We start from the raw sequence: 16,236 nt of genomic DNA on the forward strand, positions 1-16,236 counted from the left end.
AATGAAACTATATATACTTGAAGATGAACCGCTTATCCTCCAGGATATTTTACAGATACTTCAGCGCATCGACTACGTAAAAGTAATTGGCCATGCTGCTGAAATAGCAAATGCAGCCCTGGAAATTCCCTGCATGAAACCTGATGTCGTTTTAGCCGACATCCGCCTGAAAGACGGCGATAGTTTTAACCTTTTTGACCAGATAGGCACGTCAGACTTTCAGGTCATTTTCCTCACCGCCTTTGATCAGTATGCGGTAAGGGCGCTAAACATGGGTGCATTTGCCTACCTGCTCAAACCTGTAGATGAAGAATCGCTCCGCAATGCCCTTAATAAGTGTTTTCATCATCAAAAGCACGAATCTTTCGACCGGCAACAACTGGCTATAGCAACAGAACATTACCGCTCTCAGGACTTATCCGTAAATAAACGTATCGCCCTGAAAACACTCGAATATATCGAAGTGGTTGCCATCAAAGATATCATGTACTGTAAAGGCGACAAAGGTTATACTACTTTTATCCTGGCAAATGGAAACGAAATTCTGGTTTCCAAAGGGCTTAAAGATTATGAGGCTATGCTTTCTCCCTTTAGCTTTATCAGGTGCCACCAATCGTACCTTGTTAATTTTGCCTATGTAAAAAAATATTTCAGGGAAGGATACCTGCAGATGGAAAATGGTGAAATGATACAAGTATCCAGCAGAAAGAAAGAAGAGGTTGTACGCGCCCTGGAGAATATCGCATAAATATTTCGCCTTAAGCCATATTGGTCTAATCGCAATTGTGGATAAAACAGCCGATAATCTATCCTCAAATAAATTCCGAATAGGTTATTTTTGTACCAGATATGAATATCCCCGATCCGGACAACCAACTCCTTTTAGACTTTTTAGCTACGACCAACCAGCCTGTTTTTTTAACGGGTAAAGCTGGGACTGGTAAAACAACCCTGCTGCGCAAGATTAGGGATACCACCAAAAAGAATTTTGCCATTGTGGCGCCAACCGCTGTTGCCGCAATTAATGCTGGTGGAGTAACTCTGCATTCGTTTTTTCAGATTCCATTTGGCCCGTTGGTTCCGGTTACCGATGAAAACGCCGATACCAATTTTAAATACTCTGACGAAAAAACAAGGTTGTTACGTTGTCTTGATCTCTTAATTATAGACGAGATCAGTATGGTGAGGGTCGACATTATCGATTTTATCGATCGTACTTTGAAACGGGTTAAGGGATCTAACCGCCCCTTCGGTGGCGTACAGGTTTTAATGATTGGCGATCTGTACCAGCTTTCACCTATCTTTCACGATGCCTGGCACATTTTGGGCGCTTATTATGCCAGTCCATACTTTTTCGACAGTTTGATTTTCCGCTCTACGCCAATGCTTACCTTTACCTTGGATAAAGTTTACCGCCAATCGGACCCCGTATTTCTGGATATCCTGAACGGCATGAGAGAAAATAGCCTCGATACCAGCCTGCTCGAAAAACTGAATGAGCGTTATGATCCGTCTTTAGATCAGGAGTGGAAGGATGACTACATTACGCTGACTACCCACAACCAGTTGGTTAACGAAATTAATCAGGGCTGTCTCGAAAAATTACCCGGAGAAATTTTCGAATTCAATGCAACAGTAAATGGCGATTTCCCGAAAGATGCCTATCCTACCGACGAAAAACTGCAGTTAAAACTGGGTGCCCAGGTGATCTTTATTAAAAATGATTCGTCGGGTAAAAAGCAGTTTTATAATGGTAAAGCAGCTAAAATTACCGCAATTGATAAAGAGGCGATAAAGGTAAGCTTTACAAGCGATGGCCGTGAAATTGAAGTAGAAAAAGAAATCTGGCAGAACGTTAAATACAGCTTGAGCGACGAAGAAAATAAAATCGATGAAACCAGTACCGGATCGTTTTCACAGTACCCCTTTAAACTGGCCTGGGCCATTACCGTACACAAAAGCCAGGGATTAACCTTCGATCAGGCCATAGTGGATGTAAGCACTGCCTTTACCCACGGGCAGGCCTATGTGGCACTCAGTCGCTGCAGAAGTTTAGAAGGACTTATTTTAAAATCTCCTGTAGTTGCCGAAAACATCATTACCGATGCCAAAGTAATTGGTTTCAGCAAAGCCAGCCACCAGGACCAACCTACACCCGAGTTATTGGCACGTTATAGCCAGCAATATGCATGGGGCCTGATCCACGAATTGCTGGATTTCTCGCTGGTAGCCAAAGACTGGGAAAAACTAGGCCGTTCTAAACTCATCGATAAAGATGAAAAGAATGCCTTTTTATCCATTTACGAACAGGGAAATCAGATCCTTCAAAATGAAATCTTTAAAGTAGCCCGAAATTTTATCGCAAAAGAGTTTTCTAAAATATGTACCCACGAAAACCCCGCAAATGAAACTGCTTTTATGGAACGCTTGCAAAAAGCTTCTGATTATTTCGTACCGAAACTGGAACAGGTAATGACCCTCATGGCAAGGATAGTGGCCATCAACTTCTACAACGATACCCACTCTGATAAGCTGCTTACCACACTAAACGATTGTAAAGATGCCCTCCAGATCAAGCTATCTTTATTTAAAATTTCCTGGAATCCTTTTTCCATCAAAGATTATATCAGCACCTTACACGCGGCAAGCAATAAACAGCCCGCTAAAAAACCTGTTAAATCGAGCATCAAACCGAAAGAAATTTCCAACCCACAGGTATATAAAAACCTGGTCGAATGGCGTAAAACCATTGCTATACAACGGGGAACACAAGATTACGCCGTACTTTCTGATTTGGCACTGCTTTCTATTGCCGAACGGATGCCCAGAACAACCGATCAGCTGGCTGCACTTAAAAGTGTGGGTATTGGTAATGCAAAAGAACTTGGCCAGCAGATTACCCGCATTGTAAACGCCCATTTGGGTACCAGCGAATTATTTTAAAAAAAGAATTAAGCATTGATCGCTTTTAAAATAAAGAACACATTTAAGATGATGTAAACGGCTAAAAGTACGATGGAGAAAAACCTGTCAAACTTTTGGGCTTTGTTCTCCTCTCCTCTTTTAATCATTTTAAGAGAGAATGCTGTTGATACGATCACGACCAAAATAAATATTAGTGTAATGCCATGTAGGGTATCCACCAGGGTAAAAGTGGTAGATTCGGGCAGCGAGCCATCAATAATGTATTTATTACCGATTACGGCAAAAAGAGACCCCACACTTAAGCCAAAACGCGAATCGATGCTGTCGGCGTGAATATAAAAACACATGTAAGCAATTAAAAAAGCCACATACATCCCTAAAAACATCTTCCAGAAAAGTCCAAAAGCATCCCTGCTGATTCCGATCCTCACTTTATAGCTACTGTATTCTGTTCTCGGCACTTTAATACTGGGATCGCCGAAAGCCGTTTCATAGATTTTATTTGCCGACGTGGTTTTTAAACTGTCTATGTTCCATCCACGTAAGGTAAACCGGGGATCGAACTGCTTTCCCAAAGTATCGGGCACAAATACCAGGGATGCCGAATCAAACTGAGAATTTTCGATAGAAAGCCTCAACAACTGATGGTCGAAAGGAAAATTATCGATCGCCCACGAATCTTTCATCACACATTGTAACTTCATCAGCATATACACTTCATTTCCGCTCGTATCGATGGTCGAAAATGATTTCGTAACGGTTTTGGCCTGCGGAACTTCAAGATTATCAGCAAAGTTGAAGTCTTTATTTTTATATTTTAACCATAGCCAAAAGTTTACGGTATATTCTTTGTCTTTAAAATCAATATCATGGATACTGGTTACATAAATTCCTGTTTTTACAGTATCAGGTATGTTTTTCTGTGCAAAAGAAAAGGCATTAAGACAAAAAATCTGGAAAATTAAGCCCAGTAAAAAGAGTTTAGTGGTTTTCAACTGTGATTAATTTTAAAGCGTAAATGTTTTTTTAAATATAGCAAATAAGGTTTTATTTAGGAGAGATATTTTTGCTTAAAAAGCTTTCAGCCCTCACTTTTTTTTAATACTTTCGCAACCCCATTTTAGTTGCCACAAGCACAACAAGCCAAGCCCATGAGTAAGTTTTTATACGGAATCGATTTTGGAACAACCAACTCGGCCCTTTCCATCTATGATGAAGAAAAGAAAGAAATTGTAGATACGGTTTCGATCCCCTCTTTGATCTATTTTACCGAAGTAAAAAGCATTATCGATGGTGAAAATCATATTGTGGGCGAAAAGGCTATAGATGCTTACCTGAGCGATGGCATGAAGGGCCGCTTTATTAAATCCATCAAGCAGATCCTTTCGAGAACGACCTTTACCGAAACCCGCATCCACAACAAACGGTATACAGCCTCTGATCTGGTTACGCTGATCCTGAAAGACCTGAAAGCAAAGGCCGATCTGATTACAGGTGAAGATTGCCACAAGGCAATTATTGGCCGTCCGGTTTTCTTTGATGATGACAATACCCAAAAAGATACCCTTGCGCAAACCAGATTAAAAAAAGCGGCAGAAAGTGCCGGTTTTACCGATGTACGTTTTCAGTTTGAGCCGATCGGTGCCGCATTTGCCTACGAGAAAACAATCAAAAAGAAAGAACGCGTTCTGGTAGCCGATTTAGGTGGCGGTACAACAGATTTCACTTACCTGATCCTCGATCCGGATAAAGTGGGCAGCAAGGACAGAAAAAACGATATGATTGCATCAGGTGGTATTTACATTGGAGGCGATAGCCTGGATTCTGCCTTTATGTGGGATAAGGGAACGCCATACTTTGGAAAGAATACGATGTATGAAGCCACCCCGGGCAAAGTTTTAAATGTGCCTAAGTCGCTTTTCGCCAATATCTGTACCTGGGATAAGATGAATTTCTTTAACGGTTTAAAAATCCAGAAAGAGATTGAAGAATACTACTATTATTCGGGAAACGATCCGAAATTTAAAAACCTGATCACATTAATCGAAAACAACCTGGGTTATTCCCTGTTCAGATCAATCGAAAAAACAAAGATCGAGCTTTCTGATCAGTCTGATTCTACCTTCGCCTACAGCAATATGGAAATCGAGATCAACGAAAACATTTCGCTCGGGCAATACAATTCGATTATTGAAAAAGACATCAATAAAATTGATGCTTATCTCGATCAGTTTATGGCGACTTATAAAATCAATCCACAAGATATCGACTGTTTGTTTTTAACGGGCGGAACATCAATGGTTTCGGCCGTACAAAACCTCTTCAAACGCAAATTCCCGCACATTCCGTTAAACTCTGGCGATAACTTTAAAAGTGTGGCCAAAGGACTGGCCTATAGTGGTTATTTGTTTGAAGATTAAGGATATATTATTTATGTTAACGCTCGTTAAGTAAACGAGCGCAAGCTCAGAGCTCAGGATTGTATTTTTGAATTTGCAGGCACACAAGCCTTTGTTCATAAACCCCTGCCTGCAGCAGGCAGGCGATAAAGCGGAATAGCCCGCAGCGCAGCGAGGACTATAAGCGAAAGCGGGGCTGCAAAATGCCAAGAACTACTGTACGTTCATTTCCAAATCATGAATTAAAATTATCACTCCATTACACCACTAACGAAAGAAAAAAAGGTTGGTGAGACACCAACCTTTAAATTCATTCTATAATGATTTTTTAACCTGTTCATTGCCAAAGGGTCTTACTTTACCAGTGAGTTTTTTCAAACCAAACCTGGAAGGCAAATTGGAAGAGCAACAAGCAGCAGGCTTATACTTTATAATTTTGATATTTTGCTGCACCTGATCGCTTTTACAGCCAAAAAATAAAATACAGCTTAAAAACAGAATAGGCCTCATCACTTTCCCCCCTCTATTTCTCAATTTCCGACCAATCAAAACGTGGATTTTCAGCAGGGCTTTTGGCCTGTTTCATTAAAGCATAAAGTGCTTTAACTGTCGCTGGATTTTTGGCTGCCAAATTGTTCCTTTCCGCGATATCAGCCTTTAAATTATATAACTCCAGCTTCTCTGCAGTACCTTTATCTTTAAAACGGATCAGTTTCCAATCGCCTTTGGTTAGCGCTTCTTTTAAACCACTTTCGTTAAACTGCCAGTAGAAATAATCATGTTCTTTGACTGCTTTTTTTCCGCTCAACAGCGGAGAGAAAGATAATCCATCTATATTTTTTGGCGTTGCGGTACCGGTTAGCTCACCTAAAGTTGGCAATACATCCCAAAATGCCCATGGCGAAGGATTAACCTGTCCTGCTGCAATTTTACCAGGAGCTCTCACGATTAACGGTACACGGATGCCTCCTTCATATAAATCTCTTTTTACCCCCCTAAACTCACCACTGCTGTTGAAAAATACCGGGTCGGCACCACCTTCTTTGTGCGGACCATTATCACTGGTAAAGAAAATATAGGTATCGTTATCCAATCCTAACTTTTTGATCAAGGCCACAATAGTACCTACATCAGCATCGAGTTTATTAACCATAGCAGCAAAAGCGGCGTGTGGCTGCGCCTGACTATCATAATTCCCTTTTTTCTCAAAAGGGGTTTCCGGTGGAAATTTACTCGAACCATCGGCATTCTGGAATTTCTTCAACAATTCGGCCGGCACTTTCAACTCTGCATGTGGAACAGTTAACGGCATATACAAAAAGAATGGCTGGTCTTTATTCGCATTAATAAAGTCAACCGCTTTATTTACAATCAGGTCTTCGGTGTACTTTGTGGTATCAACAGGTACTTCTACCGTTTTGCCCCCAACAATTTCATACAAGCGATTGGTATAGTAATCGTGTGCATGCGCCTGATCGAGATATCCATAAAAACTATCAAAACCTTTTAAGTGGGGTGCACCTTTACTGTCCTCATCGCCCAATCCCCATTTACCAAACATACCGGTTTTATATCCGTTTCCCTTTAAGCGTTCGGCCAGGGTGGTATCCTGCGCACGCAAAGCGGCCAAACCGTCTTTTGCTTTGGCATTGCCCCTTACCCAGGCATGTCCCATGGTATAACCCGTCATTAATGCACAGCGCGATGGTGCACAAACGGTATTTCCAGAATAGAAACGGGTAAATTTAATACCTTCTGCAGTTAATTTATCCAGGTTCGGCGTGGGGATTTTAGAATTGGGGTTAAAGCTGTGTACATTGCCATAACCCAAATCATCAGCCAGGATAAAAATAATGTTGGGTTTCTTTTTACTTTGTGCCTGTACGGTAGTTAAACTGCCGGCAAGCAGTGCAAAGCTTATCAATTTTAATACATTTTTCATTGCTATTTGTTATAGTTAGGGTTTTGTTTCAGCGCGGGATTATTCTGGATCGCAATCGACGGTATTGGCCATAGGTAATCCTTATTGGCATCAAAAAGCCGGCTATCGATCCGCGCGCCCGCACTATTGCTAATGTTTCCGTTTAATAACTGATCGGCTATCCTCCATCTGCGGATGTCGTTATAATACAAACCTTCTCCTGCCAGTTCCACCCTTCGTTCGTGCCTGATTTCTGCCCTCAATTCTTCCTGACCCAAGGTAGATGGAATATTAGGCATTTTGGCTCTGGCCCGGATTAAATTCAAGGCATCAAAAACCGACTGATCGGGCCCTGTATCTTCATTCTTGGCTTCAGCATAGGTTAATAATACCTCAGCATAACGGAGTAAAATAATATTCAATTCGGAAGTACCGCTGGTTGGTACCGCCACAGGTTTTTCATTGTCCTTAAAAATGGTATATTTTTTCAAGCCATAACCCGTGCTCGGATATTGGATTGCTGTTACCGTTGCGCCTTTAAACTGTGTTCCCGGTAAAATAACAGTAGCCTGCAACCGGCTATCGCGGTTTTCGAAAGGTTTTGCCGCGTTAAAAACGGCAGAACTGCCTATCGGTTTTCCATCGGTTGCATAATAGGTATTTACCAGATCAGGCAATGGGGCCGAACCCAATTGCTGATCTAAACTGATATCCAATGAATGGGTAAATTCCGGATATTTGTACTGGACATCAAAAATCACTTCAGCATTGCCTTCATTTTCCAGATAAAATAATCCTCGGTAATCAGGGAACAAACTGTAGGTTTTAAGATCAATCACAGCTTTTGCCGCTTCAGCAGCTTCTTTCCAACGCTTGGCATACAATAAAACCCGTGCCTTTAGAGCTAAAGCCGCACCACGGGTTGCCCTTCCTTTATCCACACCAGAATAGGTTAAGGGTAATGCTGTGCCTGTTGAAGCTTCTGTTAAATCCTTTAAAATCTGCGCCAATAGTTCGTCTGCGGTATTTCTTGGTAAGTTCGCCTGGGTTTCATAGTTGGTGGCATCAGTAATCAACGGTGCACCGCCAAAATAGTTCCACAGCGGAATATAATACAAGGCACGAAGGTATTTAGCTTCTGCTCTATATCTTTCTTTCAAAGCGGCGTCCATACTCACTTTATCGATATTGGCCAATACATTGTTGGCCCTGCCGATTCCTTTATAACTGCCGTTCCAGGTTTCGTTAAAATAACCTGTTGCTGCATTATGCAAGCCCCTCGAAATGATGTTGTAATCGTTATTATATTGGTAAGTATTGGGGGTCAGGGCATCTAAATAAATGGAATTAGCGCCATAAACATTGTAGTAAATCGCGGCATAAGTACCGTTCAGTGCGGCTTCCGCCTGTACTTTAGTTGTCCAATAGGTGTCTTGCGTAAAACGATCAGTTGGCGTTACATCCAGATAATCTTTACAGCCAAACAAGTACACCGAAATCAATAATAATAGAATATATTTTTTCATGGCCTGTTATTTAAATGATACATTAATACCTGCACTGATTGTTTTTGCATTCGGATATTCAATCAGGTCTGCCCTGGTTAAATTCCGCTCAGGATCGCTGAATTTAAAGTTCGAAAAGGTTAAATAGTTCTGTGCATTCACAAATACCTTTAACACATCAATCCCTGCTTTATTGAGCCATTTATTTGGGAACGAATAGCTGATCTGCACGTTTTTCAACCTTAAATAAGAAGCATCCCTTACCCAGAAGCTCGAAGTCTGGAAGTTTTGCGGATAACCGTTAGATGTGGTTAAACGCGGTAAAGATGCACCGGTATTGGTTGGCGTCCACGAATCAGTAAGCCAGTCTTTGGTTACCCCTGCACCGTTTTTAAAGGGCTGGGCCAGGTTTCCAGTGAGATAAGTATCTACATCCTGCAAACCTTGAAAAATGAAACTGAAATCCCATCGTTTATAGCCAAAACCGCCGGAGAAACCATAAACGAATTTCGGGATGCTGTTGCCGATAACCACACGGTCATTATTATCGACCACACCGTTCCCATCCACATCTTTATATTTCAGATCGCCGGGAACCGTGCCTGCATTCTGAAAGGCATGGGCTTTCACTTCCTCTGCGCTCTGAAAAATTCCCTCTGCCTGTAAGCCATAAAAACTGTCGATTGGTGATCCTTCCTGAATAATGGTATTACCACCGTAATATTTCTGACCATTTACATTGGTCACCTTGTTTTTGATATAGGTGAGGTTTGCGTCTATGTTGTAGCGAAAATCCTTTGCCGAATCTTTAAAGCCCAGCGTAACTTCAAACCCGCGGTTATTTACTGCGCCTATATTTTTTACCGGACCAGCTAAATTACCCACCTGACCTGGAACGCTGATCTGCCTTAAAATTTTAGAGGTCTGCTTATCAAACAAATCAATTTCAAAAGTAAGCTTACTCTTAAAAAAGCTGCCTTCTAAACCAATATCGCTCATGGTAGTGGTTTCCCAGGTAATGTTGGGGTCGCTAAGCTGCGTAATGGCTGCTCCGCTTACAATCGTTCCGTTGAAATTGTAATTCTGTCCAAGCGAAATGGCATCTACATAACTAAACAAAGCTACATTCTGATTACCCAGTTTTCCGTAAGAGGCACGCAATTTTAAATTGCTGAAAACATTTAAGTTCTTGATAAATTCTTCTTCACTGGCCCGCCATCCGGCAGAAAAGGATGGAAAGAAACCCCATCTGTTACCAGCGGCAAACCTGGATGAACCATCGTACCTAAAATTGGCTTCTAACAGGTATTTCTCGTTATAATTGTAGTTAAACCTGCCGAAGTAAGATTGTAACCTCGAGGCGCCAGAAGTACCCGTAACTTGCGGAGATGTACTTCCTGCATTCAGTTCAGTTAAATCATTACCCAGATAACCTTCATTATAGGCCGAAAAATTACCATCATCAAAACGCTCTAAACTGAAACCGGCCAGAGCACCGAAATGGTGTTTATCCAATGCACCTTCCCAGTTTAAGGTATGGAAATTGGTAATGTTGATATTGTTCTGACTGATCTGCCTTACCCCTCTTGCCGGCGTATTGCCGATAGGCGATACCACGCCCGTTTTCGGATTGGTTAAATTAATGGCCGGGTAAGAATACTTATTGATGCCATAAAGAAGATTGGCGCCTAAGGTAGTTTTGTACTTGATATTAAATGGCAACTGATATTCTAAAAAGACATTGGCCATCGTACGGTACTGGTTGTTTTTATTAAAACCTTCATTTGCCAATGCTACTGTATTCCTAAAAAAGTTATGGCCCGGAACACGGATCCATTGATCGGCGTAACTACCATCCTGCGCATAAGGGGTTTGAAAAGGAAGACCCCGGTAGGTTAAACCCATTAAGCCACCCTCGCCATTGCCGTCGTCGGCACTGTAGGCACTTTCTTTACTGTTCCAAAAATTTGCAGTTAAGCTGGCGCCTACCTTCAACCTTTTGGTAATATCAGAGCTGATATTTGAATTTAGCGAATACCGGTTACCGGAAGAAGCGATTAAAATCCCATCCTGATCCAGATAACCCAGCGAGATGGAAAATGCAGTTTTTTCGGTGCCGCCAGAAATGCGGAGGTTGTGTTCTTGTATGGCCGCGTTGCGGAACATCACATCAAACCAGTTCGTGTTTGGATAAATAAAAGGATCTGTACCCGTCCTAAATTCATTGATCAATGCCTCACTGCTCTCGGCAGGTTTGCCCTCATTGGCTAACGCTCTGTTTTTGCCGATCATATAGTCTACCGTATTGGTTACCACATCCGGAAACTGGGTTGCCTTTTGCGAACCCGCATAAAAGTTATAATCGATAGAAAACGTTCCCTTTTTACCTGTTTTGGTCTTCACCAAAATTACGCCGTTTGCGGCACGGTTACCATAAATCGCTGCCGAGGCCGCATCTTTTAAAACGGTTACACTTTCAATATCATTTGGATTCACATCGCCCAGCGGAAATTCAATCCCATCAACCAATACCAATGGATTGTTATTGTTCAGCGTACCCGAACCACGTATCCGGATGGCAGCAGCATCAGCCCCAGGCCTTCCTTTGGTTTGATTGGTAAAAACCCCAGGTACATTCTGAAGTGCCTGCGTGGCATTGGTAATAGGCCTGTTAGCAAGCGTTTTGGCATCAACAGTAGCTACGGATCCTGTAAGGTTAATCTTTTTCTGCGTACCATACCCCACCACAACCACATCATTTAATGGATTGTAATCCTCAACCAGTTCAACTGTAATCTGGCTCTGGTTAACTACCACTTCGCTTTGCTTATAACCTACAAAATTAACCAGTAGGGTAAATGGAAATTTTTGTCCTGTTATTAATCTAAACTTTCCTTCCCGATCGGTTGAGGAGCCATTGGTTGTTCCCTGGATTTTAACCGAAGCCCCAGTTAAAGTTTCTTTGGTTTTTGCATCTATTACAGTACCCGATAGGGTTGCGTTAATAGTTGGTTCTGTAGGGTTTTGCGCTTTTGATAATGTTGGAGAGAATAAAAATAGAATAGGTAATAAAAAACGGCATGTTTGCCAGATATCCAATCGAAAATTGGACATCATACTTCGTAAAGCCAATATCCCTTGTGCGGGATTGACTTTCTCAAAATTTTGCATAACTTTGAAATAGGTGATTTGAATTGATTTGGAACAGGTGCAACGCCAATTGAATTCCTGTTCCGTTAATTTGCCTGGGGAAAATACAGCTTGTATTTTCCTTTTTTTTGCCTTACTGCTCTAGCAGAAACAAATAATTATAAGCAATCAACAGCAACAATACATCTTATTTAAAATTACATTTAGCCCATTGTTTTGGGGGAAAGATTTTGTAAACTCTTGTTTCATAATGATTATATTTTTGGCAAATATAATTTTTTTCACATAGACTACAAATTTACTAGACTTTTTATTTTACCACCCCGAATTGGTTCAGACACAGGTTTGTAGATGCCAAAATACAGCTTCGTAACAATATTAGGAATATTCTTCTTCTTTAAGTTAAGATTTTATAATTTAGCCGATGCAAAATTGGTGCGGCTGATAAAAAAGAAGCAGTGAGCAAAGCCTTACGCGTTAGGCGCTATGCAATTAATGTTGTGAGGTCCGGAAACCTGTTTTTCTAGAAGAGATGAAATCAAAATGATGGTCATTTTTTTGCCAGACGCACCAATTTTCGTTTTTGTTAAACCAATCTGCTAAACTGAAGTACCGACATTCCTTTATGGCGTTTAAAGCTCATCATAAATTTAGTTGTTTGTTCAAAACCCAGTATGTCAGCGATTTCATCAACACTTAAGTCACTTTGAAGCAATAGTTCTTCTGCCTCTCTCATAATCCTGTCTTTAATCAATACGGTTAGGCTTTTCCCTAAAACACGGTCTAAAAATTTATTTAGCTTCCCTGTACTCATGCCCATACCCTCCGCATAAAACTGAACAGATCTTTCTGTTCTGTAAAATTGTTCTAAGATAGCCCTAAACCGTAATACCTGCTGTAATTCATCTAAAGTTAAAGCCGCAAGATATCCGTCTAAACCAGCAGAAAAACCTAAAAATAAGGATAGATATTGCGCAAGAAAGCGTATGTCCTTTTTAGCGTCTATCTCTCTTTTTAGCTGATCGAGCAGGCTATAGGTTTTGGCAGATTCGGGAAAGGTTAAATCACGGTGGGATAAATTCAAAAACAGGTTTTTAGCCAATGGATCTAAATGCTGAAGTAAAAACTCAGCATACAACATACTGCTAAAACTTAACCAGTAACCAGATATAATTTTACCGTCAAGTCTTACAAGCCCTTCTTCAGGAATAAAAAACATCCTCTTATCCAACAGTTTATAATCGCCGGAATTCATGCACAGAAAGCCGTTTCCTTCCTTTACAATCAACATACGCATAGGGTATGCTGCCTGCAACGCACGCTCTCTATTAAAAACCCCGCTAATTGGCTCTAGTTGTATCATACATAAACTTAAAGGATAAACATCTGTAAGACTGAAATAGTTCCACCAGGTTACAATCTCCTCATTTTTATTGCAACCAAATAATTTCCAGCGAATAATGATCACAAAAAAGTCTTCTAAAACATTAGAAGACCTATTAATCTGCAAATATTAATCATTTTCACCATTTACTCAAACTTTAAGGGCTGAGTGAGTATCTGGAAAGAGATGAGCAAAAGGAATTAAGCAGATAAAACCATTATTTTTACAGCCTTTGTCCCCTTTGGCGTAAATTCAATATCAAACTGCACAATATTATTGGCTTTAATCACTCCGGATACCCCATGCGCAAAAAAGCTAACTTCTTTACCTCCATTGGATGGTGTGATGCCTCCGAAACCCTCTTCACTGTTATAAAATTTTACTGTTCCTAACCTCATATACCTATGAAATACGTTTTACGTTAACGGCATTGGGTCCTTTTTTTCCCTGAGCCACTTCAAATTCGACCCGATCGTTCTGACTTACCTTATCGATTAATCCCGTAACATGAACAAAGATTTCATCTCCATTTTCTGTAACAACAAATCCAAAACCTTTAGATTCATTATAAAATTTTATTGTTCCCTGCATTTAATATAGATTTTAAACTATAAACAGATAAAAACTTAAAAATGTTTAGCCGTGAAATAAATTTTTAGATGAATTGTATAGGTAACATCATAATTAGTGCTGACGTAAATAACAGAACCAAAAAATTCTTAACAAACAAAAAAGTTGCAAGCTCTACCTGCAACTTTTACGAATAAGCTGAGATACACTAAGCGTTAACAAACTGCATTTGTGTAGCATCATACCGTCCACCAGCAGTGGCTCCCACAGGAACAACGGAGGCTAATTTTTCCTTCTCGGCTGCTGTGAGTACAATATCCGAAGCTGCTGCATTTTCTTCGATGTATCTGATCCGCTTCGTGCCAGGAATAGCAAGAATACCCTGCGAAATTACCCAAGCCAAAGCCAATTGAGATGGAGTTACCGCTTTTTCTTTTGCGATAAACTGAATTTCTTTTAGCAATTCTAAATTCTTGTAGAAATTTTCACCTTGAAAACGTGGAATACTCCTACGGAAATCATCGGCGGCAAAATCGTCTGGACTTTTGATATCCCCTGAAATAAAGCCACGTCCCAGTGGAGAATAAGCAACAAAACCAATTCCAAGTTCCTTTAAAGTATTTAATACACCATTGGTTTCTGCCTCACGTTCGAAAAGCGAATATTCACTCTGCACTGCTGTGATCGGATGGATTTTGTGAGCTCTTTTAATCGTATCGGCCGAAACTTCCGACAAACCAATATATTTTACCTTCCCTGCTTTAACAAGTTCGGCCATAGCGCCTACGGTTTCCTCTATCGGGGTATTTGGATCAACCCTGTGCAGATAGTATAAATCGATATAATCAGTCCCCAGGTTTTTTAACGAGCGTTCCACAGCTTTATTTACGTAGGCAGGCGTACCATTAAAACCCCAGGTCAACTGTTCATTATCATCTACCTCGTATCCAAATTTTGTTGCGATGGTAAATTGATCGCGATTACCTTTTATTGCTTTTGCAACTAATCTTTCATTTAGCAAAGGGCCATATAAATCGGCTGTATCTAAAAAATTAATCCCAAGTTCCAATGCCCGATGTATGGTTGCAATTGATTCCTCTTCATTGGCTTTGCCGTAAATATCACCGCCAGCTAGGGTGGTCATGCCCATACAGCCTAAACCTTGCTCTGGAACCTGCAGCCCCTGCTTGCCTAAATTTATTCTTTTCATATTCATCTTTAATTTTTTATGATCAACAAAGGTATTGCAATAAGCACATCACCAATTAAACAAATCAAAGAGTTTATTAAAGAAATCAACGAAAGATAAAATATAGAAACTTAGGTGGATGAAACACTGTTTCTAATTTTCATTGGGGTGTAGCCAGTATGTTTTTTGAAAAAATTATTAAAGTACGATGCGTATTCGAAACCCAAACTAAAAGCAATTTCGGCAACGCTCCAATCGGTTTGCAACAGTAGTGATTTCGCCTCTGCCACGATGGCTTCATTGATGATGGAAGTAGTGCTTTTACCGGTAACCTCCTGAATTGCTGCATTTAAATGGTTCACATGAACAGATAGTCTTTCTGCGTAATCACCCGCTTTTTTTAACCTGAGCGGATCTTGTGGCGAATCTACCGGAAATTGTTTCTCCAAAAGGGTAAGAAACAGATTGGTAATCCTGGAAGCTGCATTTGTTGAATTAAAATATGCTACAGCAGGCTGCATTTTAACAGCCTCGTGAATAATCACATTCAAGTGATTGCGAATGAGATCGTATTTATAGATATAATCGCTATCGATTTCTGTTTGCATTCTGATGAAAATGCTTTTTAGGTAGGCTACCTGCTCATCCTCTAACAGGTAAACGGGATTACCATCCGCCTTAAACAAGGTAGAATCCTGCAAACTCTCCATACGCGTACCTGTATGTAGAAAATCTTCGCTAAACACACAAAAATGCCCATCGTAAACCATATCCTCTGCATTTGCATCCCAGGAATATGGAATTAACGGATTGGTAAAAACAAGCGCAGGTTTAGTAATTTCGATATCACGGTTCGCATATAACAAAGTACTGCAACCCCTGGTAATCAAAGAAATTTTATAAAAATCCCTCCTATTATAAGCGGTTAGCTTACATTTATCATCATTCATTCCAGCAACCCTGAACTGTATCGGATCGATGTGAATGCCAGAAAATGAATTTGCTTTTTTACCGGATACAGAATTTGGTTGCATGTTCAAAACTAAACAATTCAAAGAGAAAATTACACAATGAAGAGTTTCTGAATATTGAACTAGCTCTTTTTCCCACTAAAAATTACAAAGAAAACACTAAAACCACCTAAAAGGAAAACTATTCCAAGAATCATATTTATTTTATCGCCCATTCTGTAA

General features: G+C 40.5%; 12 protein-coding genes. 3 read left to right on the forward strand and 9 right to left on the reverse strand.

Going from position 1 to position 16,236, the window contains the following annotated elements:
• Position 1: 1 nt before the first annotated feature.
• Together AC04Q1_RS14665 and AC04Q1_RS14670 are read left to right on the forward strand one after the other, a co-directional pair.
• Positions 2 to 748 (forward strand): LytR/AlgR family response regulator transcription factor, encoded by a 747-nt coding sequence (locus tag AC04Q1_RS14665; protein WP_478365339.1) that lies wholly within the window; start codon positions 2 to 4, stop codon positions 746 to 748.
• Between the two features lie 101 nt (positions 749 to 849).
• Positions 850 to 2,943, forward strand: coding sequence for an HRDC domain-containing protein (locus tag AC04Q1_RS14670; protein ID WP_478365340.1), 2,094 nt, complete (start codon positions 850 to 852; stop codon positions 2,941 to 2,943).
• Between the two features lie 8 nt (positions 2,944 to 2,951).
• On the opposite strand, the gene AC04Q1_RS14675 is transcribed toward AC04Q1_RS14670, so the two are convergent.
• On the reverse strand, positions 2,952 to 3,920 hold the full coding sequence (locus AC04Q1_RS14675; RefSeq protein WP_478365341.1) for a ligand-gated ion channel: 969 nt from the start codon (positions 3,918 to 3,920) through the stop codon (positions 2,952 to 2,954).
• A 156-nt stretch (positions 3,921 to 4,076) separates the two neighbouring features.
• Between AC04Q1_RS14675 and AC04Q1_RS14680 the strand changes: the two genes are divergently transcribed.
• Complete coding sequence (locus AC04Q1_RS14680; protein ID WP_478365342.1) at positions 4,077 to 5,345, forward strand: Hsp70 family protein; 1,269 nt, start codon at positions 4,077 to 4,079, stop codon at positions 5,343 to 5,345.
• A gap of 502 nt (positions 5,346 to 5,847) precedes the next feature.
• Here AC04Q1_RS14680 and AC04Q1_RS14685 read toward each other — a convergent pair.
• The 8 genes from AC04Q1_RS14685 to AC04Q1_RS14720 form a co-directional block, all read right to left on the reverse strand.
• The gene (locus AC04Q1_RS14685) at positions 5,848 to 7,266 is read right to left on the reverse strand and encodes an arylsulfatase (RefSeq protein ID WP_478365343.1); all 1,419 of its coding nucleotides are present in this window, start codon (positions 7,264 to 7,266) and stop codon (positions 5,848 to 5,850) included.
• 2 nt (positions 7,267 to 7,268) lie between these two features.
• Positions 7,269 to 8,771 carry a RagB/SusD family nutrient uptake outer membrane protein gene (locus AC04Q1_RS14690; RefSeq protein WP_478365344.1) on the reverse strand — a complete coding sequence of 501 codons (1,503 nt, stop codon included), beginning with the start codon at positions 8,769 to 8,771 and terminating at the stop codon, positions 7,269 to 7,271.
• Positions 8,772 to 8,777: 6 nt separating this feature from the next.
• Complete coding sequence (locus tag AC04Q1_RS14695; RefSeq protein WP_478365345.1) at positions 8,778 to 11,921, reverse strand: SusC/RagA family TonB-linked outer membrane protein; 3,144 nt, start codon at positions 11,919 to 11,921, stop codon at positions 8,778 to 8,780.
• A 565-nt stretch (positions 11,922 to 12,486) separates the two neighbouring features.
• Positions 12,487 to 13,263, reverse strand: coding sequence for an AraC family transcriptional regulator (locus AC04Q1_RS14700; RefSeq protein ID WP_478365346.1), 777 nt, complete (start codon positions 13,261 to 13,263; stop codon positions 12,487 to 12,489).
• 221 nt (positions 13,264 to 13,484) lie between these two features.
• On the reverse strand, positions 13,485 to 13,682 hold the full coding sequence (locus AC04Q1_RS14705) for a cold-shock protein (RefSeq protein ID WP_478365347.1): 198 nt from the start codon (positions 13,680 to 13,682) through the stop codon (positions 13,485 to 13,487).
• Between the two features lie 4 nt (positions 13,683 to 13,686).
• Positions 13,687 to 13,875 carry a cold-shock protein gene (locus AC04Q1_RS14710; RefSeq protein ID WP_478365348.1) on the reverse strand — a complete coding sequence of 63 codons (189 nt, stop codon included), beginning with the start codon at positions 13,873 to 13,875 and terminating at the stop codon, positions 13,687 to 13,689.
• Between the two features lie 187 nt (positions 13,876 to 14,062).
• Entirely contained in the window at positions 14,063 to 15,064 is a 1,002-nt protein-coding gene (locus AC04Q1_RS14715) for an aldo/keto reductase (protein ID WP_478365349.1), read from the reverse strand.
• Between the two features lie 110 nt (positions 15,065 to 15,174).
• Entirely contained in the window at positions 15,175 to 16,077 is a 903-nt protein-coding gene (locus AC04Q1_RS14720; protein ID WP_478365350.1) for a helix-turn-helix domain-containing protein, read from the reverse strand.
• Positions 16,078 to 16,236: the final 159 nt, after the last annotated feature.

Source organism: Pedobacter humicola (assembly GCF_056490705.1).